Below are 25,940 nucleotides of genomic sequence, written 5' to 3' on the forward strand. Positions count from 1 at the left end.
CGTCCGGCGTGAAGAAACCGAACGCCGCGATCGACGAACCGAACAGGAACAGCCAGAACGCCAGCATGTTCAACCGCGGGAACGCCACATCCGGCGCACCGATCTGCAACGGCATGATCCAGTTCGCGAAACCCGTGAACAACGGCATCGCGAACATCAACAGCATGATCGAACCATGCATCGTGAACGCCTGGTTGAACTGCTCGTTCGACATGATCTGCAGACCCGGCCGCGCCAGCTCCGCACGCATCAACAACGCCAACACACCACCGACAACGAAGAACACAAACGCACTGACCAGGTACATCGTCCCGATCCGCTTGTGATCCGTCGTCGTCAGCCAGTCCGCCCACGAGGGCCGTCCGCCCGCCGTCCGCGCCCCGCGGCCGGATGTCCCCGCGGCCGCCGAGACCACCGCCGGGTCCTTCGACCGGCCGGTCTCCACCTGTTGTTGCGTCTCGTCCACCGGACGGTGTCCTCCCCTTCTGCCCTTGGGCGACCGGCCGGGAAGTGCCACGGGTGCGGGTCTGAACCTGGCCTTCCCGGCCGCCGCCTCATGATCGCCGCAGGGGTACCCGGGGCAGATAGGGCCGAACAGCCCCGGATCGGCCCCCGGACGGGGGCCAACGGGCCCTCTTCACGCCGCGGCGGGAGCGGACCGCCCGGGACCTCGCGGTGTGCCGGTGCCGTCCGGGCCGTACCCGAACCGGATCAGCATGTGCGGATGGCACCGCTTGTAGTGCGGCGGGGCCATGGCGGCCCGCAGGTCGGGCCATTCCATGGCCTGGTGCAGAAGTGAGGTGCGCAGCCCGTGGGCGGTCGCCGTGAGCAGCACGTACTGCAGCGCCTGCCCGGCCCGCAGCCAGTCGTCCCGCCGGTCGTGGGGCGTCCACAACAGGGCCAGCTGAACGTGGCGTTCGAACCACAGGGCGGGCCGCCGGACGACGGGCAGCGGACCGGTGAAGTCCCGCATCGGTATCCTTCGGCCCGCGTCGGGCGGGCCGAGGGCGGTGAGGGGAATGCCGTAGGGGGTGGCCGCTCCCGGGGCGGTGATCCAGGCGAGGGTCTCGGCCATGCGTGCCGGATGGGTGTGGTTGCGCCCTTCGGCCGCGGCGGTCAGACGCAGCAGCCGCCGCGCACCGGCTATGTCCGGTATGTGCAGGCGGGCCGCGGCGGCGTGCGCGGCCGCCGCCATCTCCGCCACGATCGGCTCGGGCACCGGGCGCCCGGTGAAGGGCAGCCGGCTCGTGTGCCGCCGTGCGATGGCCTCATGGAGACCCGGGTCCGGCGGTTCGTCGTGCGTACCGAGCGGGCTGGTCAGCCGTACGGCGGCCAGCAGGCCGGGCTGGTGCGGGTCCGGCAGCAGCCGCACCTCGGCGCGCCGGCCCAGGTGGACGGCGGCGAGCCGGAGGTTGAAGATCGCCGCGCCCACGGACAGATACTGGGCGCGGTGCGTCGGATCGGCCAGCGGCAGTGTGCGCTGCGGCATCGAATGGACCTCCAGCGCCTGGCTGTCGGGGTCCAGCCGGAAGCGCCAGGGCTGGGTGTTGTGGATCGACGGTGCTGCGACGGCGGCCGCCAGCAGCGACTCCACGGTGGCCGCGTCCAGCGCGGCTCGGGTGCGCATGATGTGTCCTCCTTGTACGTCGTGGCTACGTCGTGGCCGTGGGTCAGGTGGCGGGCAGGGCGGTGGCGAGCAGGACGACTCCGAGCGAGCCGACGAGGGAGGCGACCGCCAGGGCCCGGGCCAGGCCTGCGCGGCCCTTGGCGTGGGCAATGCCGTGTCCGGCCGCGGCGAGCATCACCGCGACGAACAGGGCGAGTTTGGCCCCGAGGGTGCGGCCGTAGCCGGGTTCGGCGAGGGAGGCCCAGGTGACTCCCTTGTGCCAGGCCATGGCCCAGCCGGTGGCCAGCTGCAACGGCAGGAAGACCGCTCCGGTCAGCATCCCGAACCGGCGGCCCGCCTCGGCCGCGAACCGGTCCCTGGCGTCCGCTGCCAGCATGCGCCGGGCCAGCGGCAGCACCACCAGGGTCAGGGCCAGTTGGCCGCCGACCCACAGGGCCGCGCCCGCCACATGCACCCATCGCACCAGGGCCCACAGGCCGACGGTGTCCATCAGTCCCTCACCTCCACCATGCCGTGCGCGCCTGCCTCGGCGTGCCGCATGTCGTGGTCGACGAACGTGTAGTGGCCGGCCTCGGGGAACGTGGTCTCGACGAATCCGCCCTGCGCCGGGGCCAGGTCCAGCACCTGCGAGCCACCGGCCTGGCCCGGCCGTAGCAGGTAGGCGCCCTCCTTGTACACGGTGGTGAAGACGGTCCCGACGATGTGGAACGCGGTGCCGTCGCTGGGCCCGGCGGCGATGACCCAGAACCGGATCCGCTGGCCGGCCTTCACCTTCAGGGGTCGCTGCCGGTACTGGTCGGCGGCGCCGTTGAACATCCAGGCGTCCGGGGTGCCCTGACGCATCTTCGCCACCTGGGCCGAGCTGCCCGGGGTGCCGAGATAGAGCTCGGAGGAGACCAGCACGTACTCGTGGTCCACCTCGGCCAGCCCGGGCGGGTCGATGATGACGGCGCCGTACATGCCGTTGCCCATGTGCTGCAGCATCGGCGCGGTGCTGCAGTGGTAGAGCCATGCCCCGGCCCGGTCGGCGCGGAAGCGGTAGATGAGACGCTCACCGGGCGCGAGGGTGCGCATGGGCCGGTCGGGGGCGAGGGAACCGGCGTGGAAGTCGATGCCGTGGCCCATGGCCGGGTCGTCGTTGACGAGCGTGACCTCGAAGACGTCGCCCACCGTGCCGCGCAGGGTGGGGCCCGGTGCGGTGCCGCCGAAGGTCCACATCTGCTGTTTCACGCCCGGAGCCACCTCCACGGTCCTGGGGACGGCACGCAGTTCGACCTTGTGCACCGTCCCGCCGGGCGCGGGGGCCAGTTCGGCGTCGCGTTCCTTCCAGCCGGTGGAGAAGTCGGCGGCGAGGTCCAGGCCGCCGTCGTCGGTGGCCGCCGAGGTGTGTCCTTCGTGTCCGCCGCTCCCGGTTGCCGCGCCGTCCGTCACGACGATGTCCATCGTCATCCCGGCCGCCCGGTGGCCCGGCAGGGTGCACCACGCCTCGCGGCTCTCGGTGACCGTTCCGAGGTCGAGCACCCGGGTGGTGCCCTGGGCGAGCATCGGGGTGGCGGGACCGTCCTCGACCTTGAGGTCGTGGCGCTGGGTGTCGGTGTTGGTGACGTTCAGTCTGAGGGCGGTGCCCGCGGCGACCTCGATACGGGCCGGGCGGATCCGCATGTCGGCCAGGGTGACGGCGACCGTGCGCGTGGCCGCGGTGCCCGCCTGTGCCGTCCCGCCGGCGCTCGTCCCACCGCCCGTGTCCCCGCCGCTGTTCGCCAGGAGGACGGCCAGTACGGTCATCACGGCGCCGACGCCGGTGCCCCACAGGACGGGGCTCCGTGACCCGCCGCCGGCCCTGTCCGTGTCCTGGAGGACGCCTCGTCCGCCGCGGACCAGTACGCGCACCACCAGGGCGAGGAACGCGGCCCCCGCGACACCGGCCAGCAGCATGCCGGCCGTGCCGGCGGGACCGGGCAGCGGAAGCGCCAGGAGGGCCACCCCGAGGTTGAGGACGACCAGCCGTGGCACCCAGCCCCGTTCGAGTACCGCCCGCAGCGCGGCCCGTTCCCCGGAGCCGCCGGACAGCACGACGGGCAGCAGGTAGGTGAGGGCCCCGATGAGGACCTGTGCGACGAACCCGACGAGCAGCACCGGAACCAGGGCGCCGATGTCGTCCCGTACCTCGGTGAGCGGCCGTGCGGCGAGCAGCCCCAGGTCCACGAGCACGCCGGCGCACAGCCATCCCGCGGCGGCGGCCAGCGTCCACGCGGCGCCCGCCGCGATCGCGGGCCGCCGGCGCACCGTACGGGCGAACAGCTGGACCGCGACGGTGACTCCGGCCGCGTAGCCGCCGACGCCGAGCACGGCGACGGGGCGCAGGCCGCCCGCCAGCGCGGCGACCGCGACGGCGAGACCGCCCGCCGTCAGCCACAGCACCCGGCGCGCCAGCCGGGTGGTGCGCTCGGCCATGCGCACACCCAGCACGGTGGGCCAGAGCATGAACAGCGTGCCCAGCACGGGAAGTCCGATCCAGCCGAGCAGGGTGACCTGCACATGGGCCAGTTTCAGCCCGCTGTAGTGGTGCGGGCCGACTTGGCCGGTGGCCAGCACCCAGCCCAGCGCCGCGCCGACGACCAGGGCCGCCGCACCGGCCCGGTAGTAGTCGGCGATCGGGGCGAGCCGGCCGCCCAGCGCGCCCCGGCCGATGCGGACCAGCACCACCAGGTGTGCGGTGACCGCGGTGATCAGCAGCGCGCAGCCGGCACCGGTCAGGACGGGCAGGTCGGCCCATACACCGGTGAGGACGCCGGCGACCCCGGTGTTGACGCCGGCCAGCCGGGCGTCGCTCCACCGCCGGTCGGGCAGCTGGGCGTGCAGCATGGCGACGGCGAAGTGCTCGCTCCACACCACGATGGCGGTGGTGGCGGCGCCAAGCAGAAACAGGTGGACGGCCAGCCAGCGGGCCACGGGCAGCGTCTGCTGGGCGCTCGCCGCCGCCAGCGCGAGCACGGCCCAGGCCGCGACCAGGACATGGGCGCCCAGGTGCCGGCGGCGCAGGCCGGACGCCTTGAATCTGCTGGGCGGGCGGCCACCGCCTGGGGCGGGGTCATCGTTCTCGCGGTGCACGGTGCTCCTTGCCGCCCGGGGCGGCGGTCGGACGGGGACGAGCGGGCGGGTCCGCGGCGGTGTCGCCCGACAGCAGCGCGGCCAGTTCCCGTTGGTACGGGAAGGACCCGGGGACGTAGCCGCACCACGGTTCCTCGGCGTACGGGTCGCCGGTGAGGCCGTACGCGCGGGACCGTGAGCCGCCGCAGACGCGGCGGAACTCGCACGCGCCGCACCGGCCGCCCAGCCGGTCGGCGTCCCGCAGGCCGGTGAAGAGTTCCGAGGTGCGGTAGATCTCCGTCAGCGGCTTCTCGCGCACGCTTCCGGCGCCGAGCGGGAGGAAGCCGCTCGGGTGCACGGTGCCGGTGTGCGAGACGAAGACGAAGCCGCGGCCCGCGTTGACGTCCAGGGGCGGGCGCCGTACCCGGCGGGTGTGGGCGTCCAGGCCCAGTTGGGCGGCTCGCTCGCGCAACTCCCGGTACAGCGGGCCGAGTCCGAGTGCCACCGCGTGGTCGTCACCGGTGGCGGCGAGGATCCGGCGCTGCAGGGCGACGCGGCGGAAGTGATGGGCCTCGGTGGTCTTGGCGGGCACCGTCAGGCCCACGTCGTGGACGAAGTTGAGTACGTCCTCGACCTCGCCGGGGGTCAGGGCGCCGAGGCCGCGGCCACGGCCGGTGGGCACCAGGAAGAAGGCGCTCCAGAGCATCGCCCCGTGCTCGGCGACCAGCCGGACGATGTCGGGGAGGTCGTGCAGGTTGTGCCGGGTGACCGTGGTGTTGATCTGCACCTTCATGCCGAGGGCGCGCGCGGTGTCCCAGGCGTCCAGGGTCCAGCGGAACACCCCCGGTACGCCGCGGAAGGTGTCGTGGATCGCGGCGGTGGACCCGTCCAGGCTCAGCGAGAGCCCGACCGCGCCCGCCGTGTGCAGCTCCCGCAGCCGCGCCGCGGTGAGCGTGGGGGTGCCGGACGGGGAGACCGCGACCCGGACCCCGGCCTGACGGCCGTGGGCGATGAGCTCGGTCAGGTCGGGGCGCTGGAACGGGTCACCGCCGGTGATCACGAACAGCGGGGCGGGCTGCCCGAAGGCGGCCACCTGGTGCAGCAGGTCCTTCGCGGCGGCGGTGTCCAGCTCCCGTGGGTCACGGTCGGGCACGGCCTCGGCGCGGCAGTGCAGGCAGGCCAGCGGGCAGGCCCGGGTGGACTCCCAGATGACGATGAACGGCCGCTCCCCCGCGTCGTGCCGCTGGCGTCGGATGGCCTGGGGAACGGCGCTCATCGCACGGTCCTCCCCGGCCTGCCTGGCCGGTGTCCGGCCGCCCTGGTGTCGGGGCGTACGTGGCGGGCGGCCGGACGGTGACCGGGCCGGACCGTGCCTGACACCCACCGCGAGCGACTGCGGTGGAATCGGCCGTGAGGGCGGTCGACTTCGTCGTGCACGGGACACCTCCGGATCGGTCGTCGTCAGCATTCACCGGCGACGGGGTTCGGCGCGGCGGCCGATGGTCTTCTCGCACAGGGCCGACGGTCCCTGTTCGCGGCGGGTACCACAGGGCCGTGCGGGCCGTCGGACTCGTCGCGGGCCGCCGTGGGTTCAGGAGCGGTTCGGGGAGTGGGAGGTCAGGGCGTCCGCGGTGGCCACCAGGGTCACGCCCAGGCCGGTCAGTGCGGCGCCCAGGCCGGTGACCAGGGTCGTGAGGTGCCACGCCTGGTAGGCGGACATCAGTGAGGCGCGCAGGGACTGGCCCGTGAACGCGGTCTGGCGCAGCTCGGCGAGCTTCTCGTCGTGGTCGCCCGCGGCGTGGAGTTCCGCGGTGATCTCGGCATAGGTGCGACCGCCGGTGGTGCGGGCGAGGTTGCCCTTGATGAACTCGGCGTAGGCGTGTGCCTCGGGTCCGGTCTCCACGCTCCGGCCCGCGTAGGAGGCGAGTTCCGCGGGCAGCCCGCGACCGGGGAAGGTGATCTTCTGGGCGGCCAGTTCGGTGCGGATCTCCTTCCTGCCGGTGCAGCCGCGCAGCACCATGACCGGTCCGGCGACGCCCAGGGCCATGCCGACCGTCCGGAGCAGGATGCCGGCTCGCCGGTGTGATCCGTCCATGACTGGTGTCCTTCTTTCCTGAGGTATGTGCGGGTGCGGCGGCTCGGGCCGGGCCCGTGCGCCGCCGCACTGTGTGGGGTGGCTTCGGGGCAGCGGCGACCGAGCCGCAGCCGAAGGCTCCCGGCGCCGCGTGCGGTGGCACGGACGGTTTGTCCGCGGCCCGATCACCGCCCAGCATGCAGCGCCGGTACACCCGGCTCGGCGGCCGACCGGGCCCCGCCGCCGGGACCATTGGGCCCTCTTGCGGCCGCCCGGATGGGGCCGGAAGGTCGTCCGGCGTGGACCGCCCGCCCCAGGTTCACCACGGACCGCGGCCTCTAGCGTTCCGGCCATGGAGAACGATCAGACAGCACGGCGTCAGGCGCCGCAGGCCGCTGAGGGCTGGCCGCTGGCCGCCCGCAGGCTGCTCACCCGCCGCGAGGTGTCCGCCGACGGACGCGCCGTGTTCGGCACGGGCGATCCGCGGTGGGAGGGCTTCTACCGGGACCGGTGGGCGCACGACAAGGTGGTGCGCTCCACGCACGGCGTCAACTGCACCGGTTCCTGCTCGTGGATGGTGTACGTCAAGGACGGCATCATCACCTGGGAGCACCAGGCCACGGACTATCCCTCGATCGGCGCGGACTGCCCCGAGTACGAGCCGCGCGGCTGCCCCCGTGGTGCCTCGTTCTCCTGGTACACCTACTCGCCCAGCAGGGTCCGCTACCCGTATGTGCGCGGCGCGCTGCTGAAGCTGTGGCGTGAGGCCCGCCGGCGGCTCGGTGACCCGGTGGCGGCCTGGGCCGAGATCACCTCCGACCCGGCGAAGGCACGGGCGTACAAGCGGGCCCGCGGCAAGGGGGGTCTGGTCCGCGCCGACTGGGACGAGGTGAGCGAGCTCGTCGCCGCCGCGCATGTGCACACGGTCAAGGCGTACGGCCCCGACCGCGTCGCGGGCTTCTCGCCGATCCCGGCGATGTCGATGGCGTCCTTCGCGGCCGGTGCCCGGTTCATGTCGCTGATCGGCGGGACCCTGCTGTCCTTCTACGACTGGTACGCCGATCTGCCGATCGCCTCGCCGCAGGTCTTCGGCGACCAGACCGATGTGCCCGAGGCGGCCGACTGGTGGAACGCGGGCTATCTGATCATGTGGGGTTCCAACATCCCGGTCACCCGCACGCCCGACGCGCACTTCCTCACCGAGACCCGGTACAACGGCACCAAGGTCGTCGCGGTCAGTCCCGACTACGCCGACAACGTCAAGCACGCCGACGAGTGGGTGGCCCCGCACCCCGGCACCGACGGGGCGCTGGCGATGGCGATGGGGCACGTGATCCTGCGCGAGTTCCTGGTCGAGCGCGAAGTGCCGTACTTCCAGGACTACTTGCGGACCTACACGGACGCGCCGTTCCTGGTCGCCCTGCGCGAGCACGAGCACGGTCTGGTGCCGGACGGGTTCCTGACCGCCGCGGATCTCGGCCGTACCGAGGAGCACGCCGACTTCAAGACGGTCCTCCTGGACCGGGCCACCGGCGAACCGGTGGTCCCGGGCGGCTCGCTCGGCTTCCGGTGGGGGGAGGCCGAGCGAGGCCGCTGGAACCTCGAACTGGGCGATGTGGTCCCCGAGTTGAGCCTGCTCGACGGTGCGGAGGAGACGGTGGCCGTGGCCCTGCCCCGCTTCGACGAGGGCAGCACGGAGGGCGGTTCGGTCATGGTGCGCGGCGTGCCGGTGCGGCGCATCGGCGGGCGTACGGTCACCACGGTGTTCGACCTGATGCTGGCGCAGTACGGAGTGCGGCGGCCGGGTCTGCCGGGCAGCTGGCCGGCCTCCTACGAGGACGCCGACGAGCCGTACACCCCCGCCTGGCAGGAGGAAATCACGTCCGTCCCGGCCGAGCAGGCGGCCCGGATCGCCCGGGAGTTCGCCCGCAACGCCGAACGGACCCGGGGCCGTTCGATGATCGCCCTGGGTGCCGGCACCAACCACTGGTTCCACTCCGACACCATCTACCGCGCGTTCCTGGCCCTGGTGACCATGACCGGCTGCCAGGGCGTCAACGGCGGCGGCTGGGCGCACTACGTCGGCCAGGAGAAGGTACGCCCGGTCACCGGGCTGCAGCATCTGGCCTTCGCCTTCGACTGGCAGCGGCCCACACGGCACATGGCCGGCACGTCGTACTGGTACCTGAACTCGGACCAGTGGCGGTACGAGGCGTTCGGGCCCGACGAGCTGGCCTCCCCGCTCGGGGACGGGCGGTTCGCGGGCAAGGGGTTCGCCGACTGCCTGGCGCAGGCCGTGCGACTCGGCTGGACGCCCGGTCACCCCGGTTTCAACCGCAACCCGCTGGACCTGACGGACGAGGCGGCGCGGGCGGGCCGGCCGGTCGCCGAGCACATAGTCGACGAACTGAAGTCCGGCAGGCTGCGGTTCGCCGCCGAGGACCCGGACGACCCCGCCAACTTCCCGCGCGTGCTCACCGTCTGGCGGGCCAACCTGCTCGGTTCCTCCGGCAAGGGCAACGAGTACTTCCTGCGGCACCTGCTGGGCACGGACGCGGCGGTCCGCTCCGCGGAGACCCCGGCCGAGGGACGTCCCAAGGAGGTGGTGTGGCGCGAGGAGGCGCCCGAGGGCAAGCTCGACCTGCTGGTCTGCATGGACTTCCGGATGACGTCCACCGGGCTGATGGCCGACGTGGTCCTGCCGGCCGCGACCTGGTACGAGAAGGACGACCTGTCCAGCACGGACATGCACCCCTTCGTGCACGCCTTCACCCCGGCCATCGCCCCGCCCTGGCAGGCCCGCACCGACTACGACACGTTCCTGACCATCGCCGACCGGTTCAGCGAGCTGGCCGCCGAGCACCTCGGCACCCGGACCGATGTGCTCGCCGTGCCGCTCACCCATGACACCCCCGACGAACTCGCCCAGCCGGGCGGGGTGGTGCGGGACTGGAAGACCGGCGAATGCGAGCCGGTCCCCGGGCGGACCATGCCGAAGCTCGTCGTCGTCGAACGGGACTACGCCGCGACCGCGCAGAAGATGCGCGCCGTGGGCCCGCTGCTGGACACCCTGGGCACCACCACCAAGGGCATCACCGTCCACCCGGACCAGGAGCTGGACGAGCTGCGCCGGCGCTGCGGGACCGTACGGGACGGGGTCGCCACGGGGCGGCCCTCCCTGGCCACCGCCGCCGACATGTGTGAGGCGATCCTCGCCCTGTCCGGCACCACCAACGGCCGTCTTGCCACCGAGGGATTCCGCGAGATGGAGCGGCAGACCGGCAGCGAGGGCCTGGTGGAACTGGCCGGCGAACGCGAGGCCGAGCGGATCACCTTCGCCGACACCCGCACCCAGCCGCGCGCCGTGATGACCTCCTACGAGTGGTCGGGCTCGGAGACCGGCGGCCGGCGCTACTCGCCGTTCGTCATCAACACCGAGCACAAGAAGCCCTGGCACACCCTCACCGGCCGCCAGCACTTCTTCGTCCAGCACGACTGGATGGCCGAGCTCGGCGAACAACTTCCCGTCTACCGGCCGCCGTTGAACACACCCCGGCACTACGGCGACGAGCGGCTGCACGACGGCCGGGCCGAGGTGACGGTCCGCTACCTCACCCCGCACTCCAAGTGGTCCATCCACTCGAACTACCAGGACAACAAGTACATGCTCGCCCTGTCCCGCGGCGGCCCGGTGATCTGGATGTCCACCGCCGACGCCGAGAAGATCGGCGTGAAGGACAACGAGTGGATCGAGGCGTACAACCGCAACGGCGTCGTCGCCTGCCGGGCCGTGGTCACCCACCGGATGCCCGAGGGCACCGTGTACATGTACCACGCCCAGGACCGCACCGTGGACGTCCCGAAGACCGAGGTCGGCGGCAAGCGGGGCGGCATCCACAACTCGCTGACCCGGCTGCTGCTCAAGCCCACCCATCTGGCGGGCGGCTACGCCCAGTTCACCTACGCCTTCAACTACTACGGCCCGACCGGCAACCAGCGCGACGAGGTCACCGTCATCCGCCGCCGCAGCCAGCAAGTGGAGTACTGACATGCGCGTCATGGCACAGATCGCGATGGTCATGAACCTCGACAAGTGCATCGGCTGCCACACCTGCTCGGTCACCTGCAAGCAGACATGGACCAACCGCACCGGCGTCGAGTACGCCTGGTTCAACAACGTCGAGACCAAACCGGGCGTCGGCTACCCGCGCCGCTACGAGGACCAGGAGCGCTGGAAGGGCGGCTGGATGCTCGACAAGCGGGGCCGCCTGGTCCTGCGCTCAGGCGGCCGGGTCAAGAGGCTGCTGTCCCTGTTCGCCAACCCCGACCTGCCGGCCATCGAGGACTACTACGAGCCGGTCACCTACGACTACGACAACCTGGTCTCGGCCCCGGCCGGAAAGGACGTCCCGGTCGCCCGCCCCCGCTCGGTCCTCACCGGCCGGCCCACCGCCATCACCTGGGGCGCCAACTGGGAGGACGGCCTGGGCGGCGCCCCGGAGCACGCGGGCGGCGACCCCAATCTGACCGGCGAGTGGGCGCAGAAGGTGAAGTTCGCGTTCGAGCAGACCTTCCTGTTCCATCTGCCCCGTCTGTGCGAGCACTGCCTCAACCCGGCCTGCGTCTCCGCCTGCCCGTCCGGCGCGATGTACAAGCGCGTCGAGGACGGCATCGTCCTGGTCGACCAGGACCGCTGCCGGGGCTGGCGGATGTGCGTGACGGCGTGCCCGTACAAGAAGGTGTACATCAACCACGCCACCGGCAAGGCCGAGAAGTGCACGTTCTGCTTCCCGCGCATCGAGGCCGGCCAGCCCACCGTCTGCTCCGAGACCTGTGTGGGCCGGCTGCGCTACCTCGGTCTGCTCCTCTACGACGCCGACCGGGTCGGCGAGGCCGCGGCCACCCCGGACGAGAAGGACCTGCTGGACGCCCAGCGCGGCGTCTTCCTCGACCCGCACGACCCCGAAGTGATCGCCGCCGCCCGGGAGTCCGGGATCCCCGAGGACTGGCTGGCGGCGGCCCGCCGCTCCCCCGTATACGACCTGGTGATGCGCTACAAGGTGGCGCTGCCCCTGCACCCGGAGTACCGGACGATGCCGATGGTCTGGTACGTGCCGCCGCTCTCCCCCGTCCTCGACGCCGTCGACGCGGCGGGCGGGAACCAGGACGACCCCGACCATGTCTTCGCCGCCGTCACCCGGCTGCGGATCCCGCTGGAGTATCTGGCGGAACTGTTCACCGCCAAGGACACCGACGTCGTCGCCGGGGTCCTGATGAAACTCACCGCGCTGCGCTCGTACATGCGCGAACGCATCCTCGGCGAGACCGGTGACGAGACCGTGCTCAAGGCCGTCGGGCTCACCGCCCAGGAGGCGGAGGACCTGCACCGGCTCCTCGCCGTCGCCAAGTACCAGGACCGGTACGTCGTGCCCGCCGCGCACAAGGAGGACGCGGCCGCGCTGACCGCGATGGAGAACCGCTGCCCGGTCGAGTCGTCCGGTGACCCGACGGACGCCGGGGGGCGGCGCGTGCTGCTCGGCATCCCCACCCTGCGCCGCCGTGCGCCCGAAGCCGCCGACGGAGGCCGTCCATGAGCCCGCTGCCCGCGACGATTCCCGCCCTCGTCCGCACCCGCGTCCGCGCGGCCGTGCGGCGACGGCCCCGGCTCACCCCCGAGGAGGCAGCGGACCGCGCTCTGCTGCTCCGCCTCTGCTCCCTGCTGCTGCAGTACCCGGACCGTGAACTCGCCACCGCCCGGCCGGTGCTGACGGCCACCGTCGAGGCGCTGCCGCCCTCGCCCGCCGCCGAGCAGCTGACCGCCTTCACCGGCTGGCTCACCGGCCAGGAGCCCGACGCGTGGGAGCGGCACTACGTCGAGATGTTCGACCTGCGCCGCAGAAGCAGCCTCTACCTCACTTACTACCTGCACGGCGACACCCGCCGCCGGGGCATGGCCCTGCTCACCCTCGCCCAGTGCTACCGGGCCGCCGGTTGGGACACCGACGGCGGCGAACTGCCCGACCATCTGCCGGTGGTCCTGGAGTTCGCCGCCCTCGCGGGTCCGGGCGGGGGCGAGGCGCCGCTGCGCCGGCACCGGCGAGGGCTGGAGCTGATCCACCGGGCGCTGACCGACTCCGACTCCCCGTACCGGCATGTCCTGGGCGCGCTGCTCACGCTGCTGCCGCCCGCCACCGAGGCCGACCGCGCGGCGGTGGCCCAGCTCGTCGCCGAGGGCCCGCCGGGCGAGGAGGTCGGCCTCGACCCCTACGGGGACGGGGAGTTCGCGCCACGTGACGCCTTCGTGCCGCCGCCGCCCGCCCCGCCGACCCGGGTTCCGCCCGCCCCGACCAGCCGCACGGAAGGCCCCCGATGACCGCCCCTGTCCCGCCCCTGGCCACCGGCTCGGCGAGCGGCGCCGATCTGCTCCTGTGGGTCGCCTTCCCCTACGTCTGCCTCGCCGTGTTCGCCGTCGGACACGTGTGGCGCTACCGGCAGGACCAGTTCGGCTGGACCTCCCACACCAGCCAGCTGCTGGAGCACCGCTGGCTGCGCTGGGGCAGCCCGCTGTTCCATCTGGGTACCTTCATGGTGATCGGCGGACATGTCGTGGGACTCGCCGTGCCCGCGTCCTGGTCCGAGGCGGCGGGGATCAGCGAGCACGCCTACCACACCGTGGCCGTGTGGGCGGGTTCCGTGGCGGGCGTCGCCATGGTCACCGGACTCGGGATGCTGTGCGCGCGGCGCCTGCTGACCCGCCGGATCCGGCTCGGCACCGACCGCAGCGACAAGCTCCTCTTCCCGCTGCTGTCCGCCACGGTCCTGCTGGGCATCACGGCCACCGCCGCGCACAACGTGTTCGGCGGCGGCTACGACTACCGGGAGACGGTCTCCGTCTGGTTCCGCGGCATCTTCACCCTCCAGCCGCAGCCGGAGGCGATCGCCGGTGCCCCGCTGCTGTTCCAGCTGCACGCCCTGACCGCCTGCCTGCTCTTCGCCGCCTGGCCCTTCACCCGCCTCGTCCATGTGTGGAGCGTCCCGATCGGCTATCTCGCCCGCCCCTACCTGGTCTACCGGCGGCGCACCGCACCGGCCGCGGACCCGAAGGCCGCGCACCGGCCCCGGTCGGTCTCCGGCTCCCGGTGAGCGGCATGGGTCAGGGCCCCGGGCTCGCGCCGGACGCCACGATCGCCCGGCGCACACCCGCAGGGGGCGCGAGCCGCCGGACGGGCTGGGCGATGGTCCTCACCGGGGTCGTCGGCTGGCTCGCCTCCTTCCAGCTCACCGTGGACGGCTGGCGGCTCCTCGGCGATCCCGCCTATCGACCGCCGTGCGACATCAGTCCCGTCGTCACGTGCGGCAGCGTCATGTCCAGCCGGCAGGGCAGCCTGTTCGGTTTCCCCAACATGCTGCTCGGTCTCGGGGCGTTCGCCGCCGTGGCCGCCCTGGGCGTCGCCGTGCTCGCGGGGGCGCGGCTGCACCGCCGGCTGTGGCTCGCGCTGGATGCCGGGGCGTTGGCGGGGGTGGTGTTCGTCCACTGGCTGATCGGGCAGTCGCTCTACGAGCTCAACAAGATCTGCCCCTACTGCGCCGTCGTCTGGGTCGTCACCATCGGCCTGTTCTGGTGTGTGACCCTGCACTGCCTGGAACACGGCGTCGTCCCCGCGCCCCGGGGTGTCCTGGAGGTCCTGCGGGACACACATTGGCTGCTGCTCACGGCCTGGTACGGGGTGATCGCACTGCTCGTCCTCACCCGTTTCTGGCCGTACTGGAGCAGCCTGCTGTAACCGGCTGCCGCACTCCGCTCGCCGCACTCCGCACTCCGCTCACCCGAACGAAAGTACAAGATCATGGACGATGTACTGAAGGAATGGATGGCCGCCCTCAAGGCCGGCCTGGGCATCGATCTCGACGTCGACCAGGCGCTCCTCCTCGCGCTCGCGGGCGATGCCGCCCACGGCGTCGCACGGCCGGCCGCGCCACTGACGACCTTCCTCGTCGGGTACGCGGCGGGACAGGCGGACGGCGGGCCCGACGCGGTGGCCGCCGCGGCCCGGCGCGCCGGGGCCATGGCCGCCCGGTGGGCCGCCGAGACCGGCCCCGAACCCACCTCCGGGACCGGCTGACCGCCCTCCCCCACCACCGGCGGGACGCCCGCGCCACCGCCCCGCCGAGCTCACCCACCATGGGGCCCGTCGGGTCCGTCGACCGGGACGGCCCCGCCGCCGGCCGCTTCTCCCGCTCAGGCTTGTCCGGACAAGGCCGGTGCGGGCAGAGCGCGAGGCGCGAGCACGGCGTCGGACGATCGCGCGGCGCCGCAGAAGAGCACCCCCGTACCAGGCCGCGCAGGACAGCGCCGCAGCCTTGAGAAGGCATCCGTGCCGACCGCCACCGTGATCACCGATCTGGTCGCCGAACTGAAGGTGCCCGAAGAGGGCACGCTCAGCCGTGTCCTGTACCGCGACGACCGGCTGCGCGTGGTCGGCTTCGCCTTCGCCGCCGGCCAGGAACTGACCGAGCACACCTCCGCGCTTCCCGTCGTCATCCAGGTCGTCCAGGGCCGGCTCGACCTCGTCCTGGGCGAGGAGAGGACCGAAGCGACACCCGGAGGCTGGATCCACCTGCCCGCCCGGCTGCCGCACACCGTGCGCGCCGTCGAACCCAGTGTGATGCTGCTGACCATGCTGCCCGCCCCCGAACCGTCCGGGCCGCCCGCCGCGGCATGACCGACGCACCGCCGTGTGCCCTGCCCCTGATTCCGCGCGGCCGGGCCTCGGCAGCCCGCCGAGTCCGGCCGGCCTTGCACGACGGGCCCATCGGCCCTGACAGGACGGCCCCGTTGGTCTCTGCCGCCATCCGGCGCCGATCCGTCACCGTAGCGGTGTGACGTTCAGGTCCATCGTGCCCGGAGGGACGCACAGATGCTGATACGCGGTGGCAGGGTGTGGTTCTGGCGCTGGCGGCGCAACCCGCTCAAGCGCCGTTCCGACGTCGCCGAAGCCTGGATCGGTGTGGCAGCGGCGACGACGCTGCTGGTCACGGCGCCTGCGGTGGGCATGACGATGGCCGGCGTCGGCGAGAGCGCCGCTCTCGGCCAGGCCCAGGGTCTGCACCGCGCCGCGGCGCGCCTCGTCGAGGACGCCGCCGCGACGCCGTCGGGGCTCCCCGGCATGGCGGAGGACCAGGTGCGGGCGACGGTGCGCTGGACGACGCCCGACGGATCGCTCAAGACCGGTGAGGCCCCGGTGGCGGCGGGCGGCAGGGCCGGTTCGTCCACCACGGTGTGGCTCGACGGGGCGGGCCGCCTGCGTCCCGCCCCGCCCACTCCGGCACAGGCCAGGTCCCAGGGGGTCGCACTCGGCGCGAGCGCAGGGGCGGGCGCGTGCGCCCTGGTGGTGGGCGGCTGGTGGGCCGCCCGGGGATGGCTGGACGGGCGCCGCAGGACGCAATGGGACGACGCCTGGGCCAGGTTCGACGCGCAGCGGGGACAGCGGCACGCGTGACGGGCCCGTGTCGTGGCCGGCCCTCGGGGGAACCCGGAGAACCGGCCCGGCGGCTTCAGGAGCCCTCTTGCCTCGTCCGGTCCTGGGCCTGGGTGGCGATGACGGCGGCCTGGATGCGCCGCTCCACTCCGAGCTTGGCCAGCAGCCGGGAGATGTGGTTCTTCACCGTTTTCTCCGCGAGGTAGAGCCGCTGGCCGATCTGGCGGTTGGTCAGGCCCTCGCCGATCAGCGCCAGGATCTCCCGCTCGCGCTCGGTCAGCCCCGGCAGTGCCTCGGGCTCGGGCTCCGGCTCCTGGCCCTGCCGCAGCCGGGCCATCAGCCTGGCGGTGGCGCTGGGGTCGAGCAGGGACTGGCCGCGGGCCACGGTGCGGACGGCCGACACCAGGTCGGAGCCCTGGATCTGCTTGAGCACATACCCGGACGCGCCCGCCATGATCGAGTCCAGCAGGGCCTCCTCGTCGTCGAACGAGGTCAGCATCAGACAGGCCAGCTCCGGCATCCGTGAGCGCAGCTCCCGGCACACGGTCACCCCGTCGCCGTCCGGCAGCCGCACGTCGAGCACCGCCACCTGCGGGCGCAGGGCGGGCACCCGGACCAGGGCCTGCTCGACGTTGGCGGCTTCGCCGACGACGGTGATGTCCGGTTCGTCGTCCAGGAGGTCGTGCACCCCGCGCCGTACCACCTCGTGGTCGTCCAGCAGGAAGACCCGGATCGGGTTGTCGGGTCCGGGCTGCTCGCCGTCCGCCATCGGATACTCCTCGTTGTTCTGCGTTCTGCGCTCTCTGAAACCTGCGCCGGACCTCGCCCACTGGACGCGGCCGGTCCCTGCCTGACGCAGATCTTCCGCGATCCCGGGCAAAAGAGCCAGGGCCGGTCGGCCCCTGCCGCCCCGGACCATCGTCGAGCACCGCTACAGCGCCCGCAGTCCGTGTTCCCGGAACTGTTCACGTACCCGCTCCGTCAGCTCCGGGTCCGGTACGGGTGTGTCGCGCAGCGGGAAGGGGATGCCCAGCGCGTCGTACTTGTGGGCGCCGAGCTTGTGGAACGGCAGGACGTCCACCCGGTCGACGTTGCCCAGCCCGGCGAGGAACGCGCCGAGCCCGTCGACGGCTCCCGGGTCGTCGGTCCAGCCGGGCACGAGGACATAACGGATCCACACCGGGACGCCGAGCCGGTCGAGGCGGGTGGCGAAGGTGAGGGTCGGGGCGAGGTCTCCGCCGGTCAGCCGGCGGTAGGCGGAGACGTCGAAGGACTTGATGTCCAGCAGGACCAGATCGGTGTCGGCGAGCAGTGCGTCGCTCGCGCGGTGACCGAGGAAGCCGGAGGTGTCGAGGGCGGTGTGCAGACCGAGTTCCTTGCAGCGGCGGAGGATCCCGGCCGTGAACGCGGACTGCAGCAGTGCCTCACCGCCGGTGAGCGTCACTCCCCCGCCGGCGGTGGTGATGAAGGCCCGGTACTTCTCGGCCTCGGCCATCACCTCGTCGACGGTGGTCCGTCTGCCGTCACGCATGTGCCAGGTGTCCGGGTTGGCGCAGTACAGACAGCGCAACGGGCAGCCGCTGAGGAACAGCACGAACCGGGTCCCGGGACCGTCCACTCCCGTGGACAGGTCCCAGGAGTGGACCCGGCCCGTCACCGGTTCGACGGTGGTGCTCACAGCGATCCGTGGAAGGTGCGGCTGATCACATCGAGCTGCTGCTCGCGGGTCAGGCGGACGAAGTTGACCGCGTACCCGGAGACCCGGATCGTCAGCTCGGGGTACTTCTCCGGGTGCTCCATGGCGTCCTCCAGGGTCGCCCGGTCCAGGACGTTGACGTTCATGTGGAAGCCACCGGAGGCCATGTACGCGTCCAGGATGCCGGCCAGATTCCCCGCGCGCTCGGCCGGGTCGTGTCCCAGCCCCTCCGGCGTGATCGTCGAGGTCAGCGAAATGCCGTCCCTGGCCTGCTCGTAGGGGAGCTTGGCCACCGAGAGGGCCGAGGCCGCCACGCCGTGCCGGTCCCGGCCGTTCATCGGGTTCGCACCGGGCGCGAACGGGGCTCCCGCACGGCGGCCGTCGGGCGTGTTGCCGGTGTGCTTGCCGTACACCACGTTCGAGGTGATGGTCAGCACCGACTGGGTGTGCTCGGCGTCCCGGTAGGTGGGGTGCTCGCGCACCTTCGCCATGAACGACCGGACCAGGTCGACGGCGAGGCTGTCGGCACGGTCGTCGTTGTTGCCGTACGCGGGGAAGTCTCCCTCGGTGCGGAAGTCGACGGCGAGTCCGTCGGCGTCCCGGAAGACCTTCACGCGCGCGTGCTTGACGGCCGACAGGCTGTCCACGGCGACCGAAAGACCGGCGATGCCGCAGGCCATGAAGCGGTGCACCGGGTAGTCGTGCAGGGCCATCTGGATGCGCTCGTAGGCGTACTTGTCGTGCATGTAGTGGATGACGTTCAACGCGTCGACGTACGTCCCCGCCAGCCACTCCAGGACCCGTTCGTACGCCTCGGACAGCTCCTCGTAGTCCAGGTACTCGCCCGTCAGCGGGGGCGTCGCGGGCGCGACCTGCTCGCCGGTCATCTCGTCCCGGCCGCCGTTGACCGCGTACAGCAGCGCCTTGGCCAGGTTGACCCGGGCGCCGAAGAACTGCATCTGCTTGCCGACCGCCATCGCCGAGACGCAGCAGGCGATCGCCGTGTCGTCGCCGGTGCGCGGACGCATCAGGTCGTCGGACTCGTACTGGATGGCGCTGGTGTCGATGGAGACCTGCGCGCAGAACCGCTTGAAGCCCTCGGGCAGCCGCGGCGACCACAGCACGGTCAGGTTGGGCTCGGGGGCCGGGCCGAGGTTGTAGAGGGTCTGCAGGAAGCGGAAGGAGGTGCGGGTGACCAGCGTGCGGCCGTCGGTGCCGATGCCGCCGATGGACTCCGTCACCCAGGTCGGGTCGCCGGAGAACAGCGCGTCGTACTCGGGGGTGCGCAGGAACCGCACGATCCGCAGCTTGATCACGAAGTCGTCGATGAGTTCCTGGGCGCGGGTCTCGTCGATGCGTCCCTCGTCCAGGTCGCGCTGGAGGTAGACGTCGAGGAAGGTGGAGGTGCGGCCCAGCGACATCGCGGCGCCGTTCTGCTCCTTCACCGCCGCGAGGAAGCCGAGGTAGAGCCACTGCACCGCCTCGTGCGCGGTCGCCGCGGGGCGCGAGACGTCGCAGCCGTAGCCGGCCGCCATCTTGGTCAGCTCGCCCAGCGCCCGGATCTGCTCGGCCAGTTCCTCGCGGTCGCGGATGACGTCGGGGCTGGAGGGCCGGGCGTCCAGCCGGGCCCGGTCGGCCCGCTTCGCCTCGATCAGCCGGGTCGTGCCGTACAGCGCGACCCGCCGGTAGTCGCCGATGATCCGGCCGCGGCCGTACGCGTCCGGCAGCCCGGTGATGATCCCGGCCCTGCGGGCGGCCCGCATCTCGGGGGTGTAGGCGTCGAAGACACCGTCGTTGTGGGTCTTGCGGTAGGTGCTGAAGACGCGCCTGACGAAGTGGTCGGTCCGGTAGCCGTACGCCTTCAGCCCGTTCTCCACCATCCGCAGCCCGCCGTTGGGCATGATCGCCCGCCGCAGCGGGGCGTCCGTCTGCAGGCCGACGATCAGTTCACGGTCGCGGTCGATGAAGCCGGGCCGGTGCGAGGTGATCGTGGACGGGTTGCCCGGGTCGACGTCGAGAACGCCGCGGCGCCGTTCCTCGGGGAACAGCCGAGCGACCTCGCCCCAGACGGCGAGCGTGCGCTCGGTCGGCCCGGCCAGGAACGCCGAACCGCCTTCGTAGGGGGTGTAATTGGCCTGGATGAAGTCGCGCACGTCGACCTGGTCCCGCCAGCCGGTGCCGACGAAGTCCCGCCATGCCTCGGTCGTCGCCCGGGGGCCAGCTGTCACCGTTGCCGTCATCGCCGGTCTCTCCCTCACTTGCACGATGAACTGTCTTGCACTCTCGATGCTCGTCGCCCGCCGGGCCTGCGAGGAGGGCCTGTCGGCGCACCCGGGGCGCGCCATCCGTCCCTGGCCCGCCTGGGCCGTCCGGCCCGGCCGGGGCGGGCCGCGGCCGGGGAACCCGGATGGGCCTGCCGGCGAGCTGGGGTAGCGCCCCGAAGGGGCGCGGGGAACAGCGCGACCGGCCACAATGGCGCCGCAGCCGACGGCGGGCCACGGCCCACGGCCCGGTGGGCGGAGCGCTCCGCCCACCGGGCCTGCGGGGGCGCACATGGGTCCGGGGCACCCCCGCCTTCGGGCGGGGGTGCCCCGGTGGGGACGGAGTGCGGCCCTCACAGCAGCCAGCGGTTACGGCTGACGAAGGGCAGCCGCGCCCAGATCCGCCCCAGCCCCCAGGTGGCGCCGGCGCCCGCGGCCGCAAGGGCGACCAGGACGATGGCGTAGATCACGTGGTAGTCCGCGAACGGGTTGGTCGACATGCTCGCCGAGCCGTCGGCCAGGTGCTTGGCCGGCGGCCACTCCGCGATCCACATCATCGCCATCATGGCGGTACCGGCGAGCGCGGCGAGCCGCAGGGCTATGCCCGATATCAGGGCGACACCGACGCCGAGCAGGCCGAGCATGAACAGCCAGTCCACCCAGGCGGCCCCGGCCCAGTCGTGGAAGGTGGACCTCATCGGTCCGGCGGCGACACCGCTGAGGAACCCCTGGGCGGGCGAGCCGCCGTCGATCCAGCCCTTGCCGGACGGGGTCGCGTAACCGAGGCCGAACACCTTGTCCAGGAACGCCCACAGGAAGACGAACCCGGTCAGGATGCGCAGCCCGGCGAACGCATACGCCCGGGTCGCCGGCGCGGCGGCGGTCGTCTCGTCGGTGACGGCGGGAGCCGCTCCGGCCCTGCGCGGGGACGGGAAGCGGAGTCCTCGGTGCGGGTGGGGTTGGTCTTGCACTGCCATGGTGCTCATCCCTTCCGAAGGGTGTGTCACGCAGGATGTGGTGGGCTCTCGCTGCACCTTCAATGTCTCGCGTCGTCAACGCCCGGAAGAGGGGCTGCAGGGCCCGGACGGCAGGCCGAACGTCCCTCGGTCCGGGACCTGTTGGGGGCACGGCGGGCGTCCGGTGCACGGGTGCCGGGCGGCCCGGCCGCCGGGGCCGGGTGGCCCATCGCCCGGCACCGGGCCCGGGAGCACGCTGGTGGCCGGTGTTGGTACGCCCGGACTGGAGACACGTCATGAACGCTCCCACCACGGCCGGCATGCTTCAGGCATTGCCGGCCGAGCATCGTCATCGGCTGCTGCGATCAGCCCGGGAGGTGTCGTTCCCGCAGGGCGCCCGCCTCTTCGAGGAGGGATACCGCGCCGACCGGTTCTGGGTCGTCCGTACCGGCGGCGTCGACCTCGACATGCGCGTGCCCGGCCGCCGCGCGGCCGTCATCGAGACGCTCGGGCCGGGCGAACTCGTCGGCTGCTCCTGGCTGTTCGCACCGCACTACCGGCAGCTGGGGGCCGTGGCGACGAGCCCGGTGCGCGCCTACGAGTTCGACGCCACCGCGGTCCGCTCGATGTGCCACGACGACCCCGCACTCGGTGCGAGCGTGGCCCAGTGGGTGGGCGGGGTCCTCGTGCACCGCCTGCGCTCGGCCCGCACCCGGCTGCTGGACCTGTACGCCCCCTACGGCAGCGGCAGCACCCTGTGACCGAACCGACGAGTCGACGTGGCCACATCGAAGAAGGCGGCCTGCACGGCGCCCCGCACCTCGTCGGCGATGTGATGAGCCGGACCGTCGCCGCCGTCGGCCGTGACGCCACCTTCAAGGAGATCGTCCGGCTGATGCGGGACCGGAGGGTCAGCGCCCTGCCGGTGCTGGCGGGCGAGGGCCGGGTCGTCGGGGTCGTGTCCGAGGCCGACCTGCTCCCCAAGGAGGAGTTCCGCGACAGCGACCCCGACCGCTACACCCAGCTGCGGCGCCTGTCCGACCTGGCGAAGGCCGGCGCGGTGACCGCCGGGGAGCTGATGACCTCGCCGGCGCTCACCGTCCGCGCGGGCGCGACGCTCGCCCAGGCCGCGCGGACCATGGCGCAGGCGAAGGTCAGACGGCTTCCCGTCGTCGACGACGTGGGCCTGCTGCGGGGCATCGTGAGCCGCGCCGATCTGCTGAAGGTGTTCCTGCGCGATGACGAGGACATCGCCCAGGAGGTCCGGGAGATGGTGCCGCGCCTCTTCCCCGCGCCGGTGTCGTCCGCGCGCGTCGCGGTGCGGGACGGGGTGTTGACGCTCAGCGGCCACATCGGGGACAGGTCCCTGATCCCCGTGGCCGCGCGTCGGATCCGGGCCGTCGAGGGGGTCGTGGACGTGACCTTCGACCTCTCCGGGCACCCCCGCAGGAGCTGAAGCCGCCCCGCCGGCCGCCGAACCCCGGCCGGCGGCCGGCGGGGCGGTGCGTTCGACGGCCGGCAACCGCTCGGCCGGCGCCCGCACCGCCGCGCGCGGGCGCGGACCGGAACCGTCCGCGCCCGCGGCCGAAGGACGCGTTCAGTGGTGCGCGACGATGGCGACGGGCGCCGTGGCGTGGTGCAGCACCGCGTGGGTGACGGGTCCGATGTGGGCGCCGATCGGGCTGCGGCGGATCCGGCGGCCGACGACGACCAGCGATGCCTCACGGGAGGCGTCGACGACGTGCAGGGCGGGGCTGCCGAGCCGGGACTCCTCGACGACCACGACGTCCGGGTACTTCCGCCGCCACGGGCGCAGCACCTTGGCCAGCTCGGCGGCGTCCTGCCGGCCCAGTTCGGCGTCGAGTCCGGGGTCGGCGGGCAGGCCGTAGCCGTAGTACGGCGGCAGGTTCCAGCCGTGCACGACCTTCAGGGCGGTGCCGCGGCGGCCGGCCTCCTCGAAGGCGAAGGCGAGCACCGCGTCGTCGGCGTGGTCGGTGTCGAGCCCCAGCACCACGGGCCGGTACGAGGTGGCGGCGGACGGGATGCCGGCCGGGTCGTTCTCGTGCTCGTCGGCGGCCTGCTCACCGGAGCGCACGAGGACCACGGGGGTCTCGGTGTGCGCGATCACCACCATAGCCACGGATCCGACGAGGAATCCGCCGAACCCGCTCAGCCCGCGCGAGCCGAGTACCAGCAGTTCGGCGCCCTTCGCCACCTCGGCCAGCACGTTCATCGGCCGGCCGGAGATCTGCTCCGCGGCCACGTCCACGCCCGGGTGGCGCAGCCGCAGCCCCTCGGCCGCCTCGCGCGGAATTCGTTCGCTCCAGTGCCGCTGGGTCTCGCCGCCCAGGATCGGGGCCTGTGCCATGGGCTCCGGGACGGGTTCCCAGACGTGCACGAGCCGCAGCGGCAGGCCGCGCAACTTCGCCTCCCGGGCCGCCCACTCGGCGGCGGCACGGCTCTCGGACGAGCCGTCGAGGCCCACGATGACGGTGCGGGACATGGTGTCCTCCTCCTGAATCGGGGTTCCGGTCCCAGGGTGGCGGCGGGCGGGCGGCACGGTGCAGAGACCGCAGGTCCCCGGTCCGGGACCGATCGGCCCCGCGGCGGAATGCGCCGCGGGCCCGACGCGCCCGAATCGACGGGGCCGTTCGGCCCTTCTTCGCCCAGCGCGGCGAAACCCTGCTGAAACACGGCCGGGCGGGTGCTACACAGAAGTCGCTCGGCGAGATCACGACCCGCTGCCCGGCCCGGCCGCCTGAACGACCTCGGGACATCCCACCGCGCTTCCACGAGAGGAACCGGCATGACCAGCGACGACACCCGGAACACCGCTCCCACCGTGCTGCTGCGTTCGGACGGCGACGTGGACGAGGAGATACTGGCGTACGCCCGCTCGAAGATCGACGCGGTCGTGGACCGGCCGGGGCTGCCCGCCGTCAGCGGCGTGGTACGGATCATGCACGCGGCCACCCACCACGCGGAACGCCCCTGGTCGGCGACGGCAGACCTGCGCATCGGCCGGCGCCACGTCGTCGTACTGGCCGAGGAGGCCACCGGCCCCGAACTCGTCGACCACCTCCAGGACCGACTGCGCCGCCAGACCGACAGGACCGCACACAACACCCACCGGACGGCAGCCCCACCCTGGCGCGGCGGCCCCGGCACCCCCAGCGACGACAAGACCGACCCTCACCCCGCGTGAGCCCACGGTGAGTCCGGGTCCGGTCGGTGACGAGGACTGCCCGCCGTCAGCCGCTTGGTGCGCATCACCCACGCGGAACGCCCCTGGTCGGCGACGGCAGAACCGGCCTTCACCCGGCATTCGTCCGGGGCCGCCGCTTCGAGGAGCGGTGGCGGGTGTTTCCCGGTGGTGTCAACGGCCGCTGGTCAGGCGGGCGGTGATCGTCTTGGGGCGCTGGTACTCGGGCAGGGCCAGGGTGCTCAGGTCGGTGCCGTGGCCCGAGGCTCCCCGGCCGCCGTGCGGAAGTTCGGCGGTCTGCACGAGGTGGCAGTTGAGCCAGGTCTCCCCCGCGTCGAGACGGCCGGCGAGATCCAGCCCCGTGGCCAGATCGCGGGTCCACACGCTCGCGGCCAGCGCCTGCGGTACGGAGTCGGCCAGCGCCAGGGCCGCGTCCGCGTCCTCGGCCCACTGCACGGTGAGCAGCGGGCCGAAGACCTCCTCCAGCACCGCCGGGTCGTCCTCGGGGAGGTCGGCCAGGATCCGGGCGGGCCGCCAGAATCCGTTCTCCTCGCCGGGCCGCGGGGCGATGTCGGCGGCGAAGTTCCGGCCGGCGGCGGACGCCTTGACGATGCCGTCGTAACGAGCCAGCTGGTCCGGGTTGTTGAGCGGGCCGAAGTCCCGTCCGGCACGGCAGTCCCGTGCCGCGGCGGCCAGTTGCTCCACCGTCTGCTCGTAGTTCTCGCGCAGGGTGATGACGCGGGCGGGGGCGGCGCAGCTCTGCCCGGCGTTGTAGGTGCAGGCGCGGGCCAGTTGCGCCCAGGTGTCGTCGGGCGCGTCGGGCAGGACGAGCGCGGGGGCGTTGCCGCCGAGTTCGAGACTGACCCGGCGCCCCGCGGCACGCGCCGCCACATCGGCCCCGGCCGCCGCGCTGCCGGTGAACGCGACCATGTCGACATCGGCCTCGACCAGCAGCCGGCCGGTCCGCCGGTCGCCGGGAAGGACACCGAGGACGGCGGGGCCGAGCGCCTCGGCGGCGTGCTCGGCGAGGAGTTGCAGGGTGTCGGGGGTGGTCTCGGCGGGCTTGGCCACCACCGTGTTGCCGGCGGCGAGGGCCGGCGCGCACCGCCAGGCGGCCATCATCAGCGGGTAGTTCCAGGGCACGACGACACCCACGGCCCCGAGGGGTTCCCAGCGCACCCAGCTCTCGTGGCCGTCGACCAGCCGTCCGGCGGCCGGTGCCGACTGGGCGCGCACGGCGGAGGCGTAGAACCGGAAGAGGTCCGCGGCCTGTGCCACCTCGCCCGTCGTCTCGCTGTCCGGCTTGCCGGTCCCGGCGGCTTCCCGGGCGGCATAGGCGTCGGCGTGCTCCTCCACCAGTGCGGCCAGCCGCTCCAGCCGGCGGGACCGTTCCCGGGGGGTGAGGCCGCGCCAGCCGGGCAGGGCCGCGCGGGCGGCCTCGACCGCCGACCGCACCTCGTTCTCGCGCGCGACGGGGGCGGTGCCCCGCTCGCGTCCCGTGCGGGGGTCGATGAGGGTGGTGTTCACGAGTGGGTCGTCTCCTCGGTCCGTTCGC

General features: G+C 72.9%; 22 protein-coding genes and 1 pseudogene. 11 read left to right on the forward strand and 12 right to left on the reverse strand.

What is annotated here, in order from left to right:
- The 6 genes from CTZ28_RS20605 to CTZ28_RS47100 all read right to left on the reverse strand — a co-directional run.
- Positions 1–415 (reverse strand): cbb3-type cytochrome c oxidase subunit I (locus tag CTZ28_RS20605; protein WP_259471726.1); only part of this gene is annotated, 415 nt, incomplete at its 3' end.
- 222 nt (positions 416–637) lie between these two features.
- Positions 638–1,627, reverse strand: coding sequence for an Acg family FMN-binding oxidoreductase (locus CTZ28_RS20610; RefSeq protein WP_121891129.1), 990 nt, complete (start codon positions 1,625–1,627; stop codon positions 638–640).
- 43 nt (positions 1,628–1,670) lie between these two features.
- A complete protein-coding gene (locus CTZ28_RS20615; protein ID WP_121891130.1) occupies positions 1,671–2,117 on the reverse strand; it encodes a hypothetical protein in 447 nt (148 codons plus the stop codon).
- Positions 2,117–4,738, reverse strand: coding sequence for a multicopper oxidase domain-containing protein (locus CTZ28_RS20620; RefSeq protein WP_220795367.1), 2,622 nt, complete (start codon positions 4,736–4,738; stop codon positions 2,117–2,119). Before CTZ28_RS20620 ends, CTZ28_RS20615 begins: the two co-directional genes overlap by 1 nt.
- Positions 4,719–5,993, reverse strand: coding sequence for a TIGR04053 family radical SAM/SPASM domain-containing protein (locus tag CTZ28_RS20625; RefSeq protein WP_121891131.1), 1,275 nt, complete (start codon positions 5,991–5,993; stop codon positions 4,719–4,721). Before CTZ28_RS20625 ends, CTZ28_RS20620 begins: the two co-directional genes overlap by 20 nt.
- Before the next feature lie 315 nt (positions 5,994–6,308).
- Positions 6,309–6,812, reverse strand: coding sequence for a hypothetical protein (locus CTZ28_RS47100; protein ID WP_183154492.1), 504 nt, complete (start codon positions 6,810–6,812; stop codon positions 6,309–6,311).
- A gap of 331 nt (positions 6,813–7,143) precedes the next feature.
- On the opposite strand from CTZ28_RS47100, the gene CTZ28_RS20630 reads away from it, so the two are divergent.
- From CTZ28_RS20630 to CTZ28_RS20665, 8 genes and pseudogenes are all read left to right on the forward strand, one after another.
- Positions 7,144–10,839: a nitrate reductase subunit alpha gene (locus CTZ28_RS20630; RefSeq protein ID WP_121891132.1), complete on the forward strand. Its 3,696-nt coding sequence runs from the start codon at positions 7,144–7,146 to the stop codon at positions 10,837–10,839.
- 1 nt (position 10,840) lies between these two features.
- Positions 10,841–12,385 carry a nitrate reductase subunit beta gene (narH, locus tag CTZ28_RS20635; RefSeq protein WP_121891133.1) on the forward strand — a complete coding sequence of 515 codons (1,545 nt, stop codon included), beginning with the start codon at positions 10,841–10,843 and terminating at the stop codon, positions 12,383–12,385.
- Complete coding sequence (gene narJ, locus CTZ28_RS20640; protein ID WP_121891134.1) at positions 12,382–13,164, forward strand: nitrate reductase molybdenum cofactor assembly chaperone; 783 nt, start codon at positions 12,382–12,384, stop codon at positions 13,162–13,164. Before narH ends, narJ begins: the two co-directional genes overlap by 4 nt.
- Positions 13,161–13,934 (forward strand): respiratory nitrate reductase subunit gamma, encoded by a 774-nt coding sequence (gene narI / locus CTZ28_RS20645; protein ID WP_121891135.1) that lies wholly within the window; start codon positions 13,161–13,163, stop codon positions 13,932–13,934. Before narJ ends, narI begins: the two co-directional genes overlap by 4 nt.
- A gap of 5 nt (positions 13,935–13,939) precedes the next feature.
- The gene (locus CTZ28_RS20650) at positions 13,940–14,575 is read left to right on the forward strand and encodes a vitamin K epoxide reductase family protein (protein ID WP_259471714.1); all 636 of its coding nucleotides are present in this window, start codon (positions 13,940–13,942) and stop codon (positions 14,573–14,575) included.
- A 62-nt stretch (positions 14,576–14,637) separates the two neighbouring features.
- Positions 14,638–14,914: pseudogene (locus CTZ28_RS47105) on the forward strand (DUF6457 domain-containing protein); the annotation flags it as partial.
- A 252-nt stretch (positions 14,915–15,166) separates the two neighbouring features.
- Positions 15,167–15,514 (forward strand): cupin domain-containing protein, encoded by a 348-nt coding sequence (locus CTZ28_RS20660; protein WP_121891136.1) that lies wholly within the window; start codon positions 15,167–15,169, stop codon positions 15,512–15,514.
- Positions 15,515–15,709: 195 nt separating this feature from the next.
- On the forward strand, positions 15,710–16,291 hold the full coding sequence (locus CTZ28_RS20665; RefSeq protein WP_121891137.1) for an Rv1733c family protein: 582 nt from the start codon (positions 15,710–15,712) through the stop codon (positions 16,289–16,291).
- A gap of 55 nt (positions 16,292–16,346) precedes the next feature.
- On the opposite strand, the gene CTZ28_RS20670 is transcribed toward CTZ28_RS20665, so the two are convergent.
- The 4 genes from CTZ28_RS20670 to CTZ28_RS20685 form a co-directional block, all read right to left on the reverse strand.
- Positions 16,347–17,039, reverse strand: a complete 693-nt coding sequence (locus CTZ28_RS20670) for a response regulator (RefSeq protein ID WP_121891138.1) — start codon at positions 17,037–17,039, stop codon at positions 16,347–16,349.
- A 162-nt stretch (positions 17,040–17,201) separates the two neighbouring features.
- Positions 17,202–17,948, reverse strand: a complete 747-nt coding sequence (pflA, locus tag CTZ28_RS20675; RefSeq protein ID WP_183154493.1) for a pyruvate formate-lyase-activating protein — start codon at positions 17,946–17,948, stop codon at positions 17,202–17,204.
- Positions 17,945–20,206, reverse strand: coding sequence for a formate C-acetyltransferase (gene pflB / locus CTZ28_RS20680; RefSeq protein ID WP_121891139.1), 2,262 nt, complete (start codon positions 20,204–20,206; stop codon positions 17,945–17,947). The genes pflA and pflB overlap by 4 nt, the downstream gene beginning before the upstream one ends.
- 374 nt (positions 20,207–20,580) lie before the next feature.
- Positions 20,581–21,204, reverse strand: coding sequence for a DoxX family membrane protein (locus tag CTZ28_RS20685; protein WP_121891140.1), 624 nt, complete (start codon positions 21,202–21,204; stop codon positions 20,581–20,583).
- Positions 21,205–21,479: 275 nt separating this feature from the next.
- On the opposite strand from CTZ28_RS20685, the gene CTZ28_RS20690 reads away from it, so the two are divergent.
- Both CTZ28_RS20690 and CTZ28_RS20695 read left to right on the forward strand, forming a co-directional pair.
- Positions 21,480–21,944 carry a Crp/Fnr family transcriptional regulator gene (locus tag CTZ28_RS20690; RefSeq protein WP_121891141.1) on the forward strand — a complete coding sequence of 155 codons (465 nt, stop codon included), beginning with the start codon at positions 21,480–21,482 and terminating at the stop codon, positions 21,942–21,944.
- A 41-nt stretch (positions 21,945–21,985) separates the two neighbouring features.
- Positions 21,986–22,639, forward strand: coding sequence for a CBS domain-containing protein (locus CTZ28_RS20695; RefSeq protein WP_121891320.1), 654 nt, complete (start codon positions 21,986–21,988; stop codon positions 22,637–22,639).
- 141 nt (positions 22,640–22,780) lie between these two features.
- On the opposite strand, the gene CTZ28_RS20700 is transcribed toward CTZ28_RS20695, so the two are convergent.
- Positions 22,781–23,686 carry a universal stress protein gene (locus CTZ28_RS20700; RefSeq protein WP_121891142.1) on the reverse strand — a complete coding sequence of 302 codons (906 nt, stop codon included), beginning with the start codon at positions 23,684–23,686 and terminating at the stop codon, positions 22,781–22,783.
- 303 nt (positions 23,687–23,989) lie between these two features.
- On the opposite strand from CTZ28_RS20700, the gene CTZ28_RS20705 reads away from it, so the two are divergent.
- Complete coding sequence (locus tag CTZ28_RS20705) at positions 23,990–24,388, forward strand: hypothetical protein (RefSeq protein ID WP_121891143.1); 399 nt, start codon at positions 23,990–23,992, stop codon at positions 24,386–24,388.
- Positions 24,389–24,559: 171 nt separating this feature from the next.
- On the opposite strand, the gene CTZ28_RS20710 is transcribed toward CTZ28_RS20705, so the two are convergent.
- Positions 24,560–25,912, reverse strand: coding sequence for an aldehyde dehydrogenase family protein (locus CTZ28_RS20710; RefSeq protein WP_121891144.1), 1,353 nt, complete (start codon positions 25,910–25,912; stop codon positions 24,560–24,562).
- Between the last annotated feature and the right edge of the window lie 28 nt (positions 25,913–25,940).

Source organism: Streptomyces shenzhenensis (genome assembly GCF_003688995.1).
Lineage (GTDB): Bacteria > Actinomycetota > Actinomycetes > Streptomycetales > Streptomycetaceae > Streptomyces > Streptomyces shenzhenensis_A.

Excerpts from the sequence above, each read along its gene's own strand:
- CTZ28_RS20670 (WP_121891138.1), bottom strand. The coding sequence starts at position 17,039 with ATGGCGGACGGCGAGCAGCCCGGACCCGACAACCCGATCCGGGTCTTC.
- CTZ28_RS20705 (WP_121891143.1), top strand. The coding sequence starts at position 23,990 with ATGACCAGCGACGACACCCGGAACACCGCTCCCACCGTGCTGCTGCGT.
- CTZ28_RS20630 (WP_121891132.1), top strand. The coding sequence starts at position 7,144 with ATGGAGAACGATCAGACAGCACGGCGTCAGGCGCCGCAGGCCGCTGAG.
- CTZ28_RS20700 (WP_121891142.1), bottom strand. The coding sequence starts at position 23,686 with ATGTCCCGCACCGTCATCGTGGGCCTCGACGGCTCGTCCGAGAGCCGT.
- CTZ28_RS20690 (WP_121891141.1), top strand. The coding sequence starts at position 21,480 with ATGAACGCTCCCACCACGGCCGGCATGCTTCAGGCATTGCCGGCCGAG.
- CTZ28_RS47100 (WP_183154492.1), bottom strand. The coding sequence starts at position 6,812 with ATGGACGGATCACACCGGCGAGCCGGCATCCTGCTCCGGACGGTCGGC.
- CTZ28_RS20685 (WP_121891140.1), bottom strand. The coding sequence starts at position 21,204 with ATGGCAGTGCAAGACCAACCCCACCCGCACCGAGGACTCCGCTTCCCG.
- CTZ28_RS20610 (WP_121891129.1), bottom strand. The coding sequence starts at position 1,627 with ATGCGCACCCGAGCCGCGCTGGACGCGGCCACCGTGGAGTCGCTGCTG.
- CTZ28_RS20625 (WP_121891131.1), bottom strand. The coding sequence starts at position 5,993 with ATGAGCGCCGTTCCCCAGGCCATCCGACGCCAGCGGCACGACGCGGGG.
- pflB (WP_121891139.1), bottom strand. The coding sequence starts at position 20,206 with ATGACGGCAACGGTGACAGCTGGCCCCCGGGCGACGACCGAGGCATGG.
- narH (WP_121891133.1), top strand. The coding sequence starts at position 10,841 with ATGCGCGTCATGGCACAGATCGCGATGGTCATGAACCTCGACAAGTGC.
- CTZ28_RS20615 (WP_121891130.1), bottom strand. The coding sequence starts at position 2,117 with ATGGACACCGTCGGCCTGTGGGCCCTGGTGCGATGGGTGCATGTGGCG.
- narI (WP_121891135.1), top strand. The coding sequence starts at position 13,161 with ATGACCGCCCCTGTCCCGCCCCTGGCCACCGGCTCGGCGAGCGGCGCC.
- narJ (WP_121891134.1), top strand. The coding sequence starts at position 12,382 with ATGAGCCCGCTGCCCGCGACGATTCCCGCCCTCGTCCGCACCCGCGTC.
- CTZ28_RS20650 (WP_259471714.1), top strand. The coding sequence starts at position 13,940 with ATGGGTCAGGGCCCCGGGCTCGCGCCGGACGCCACGATCGCCCGGCGC.
- CTZ28_RS20665 (WP_121891137.1), top strand. The coding sequence starts at position 15,710 with ATGCTGATACGCGGTGGCAGGGTGTGGTTCTGGCGCTGGCGGCGCAAC.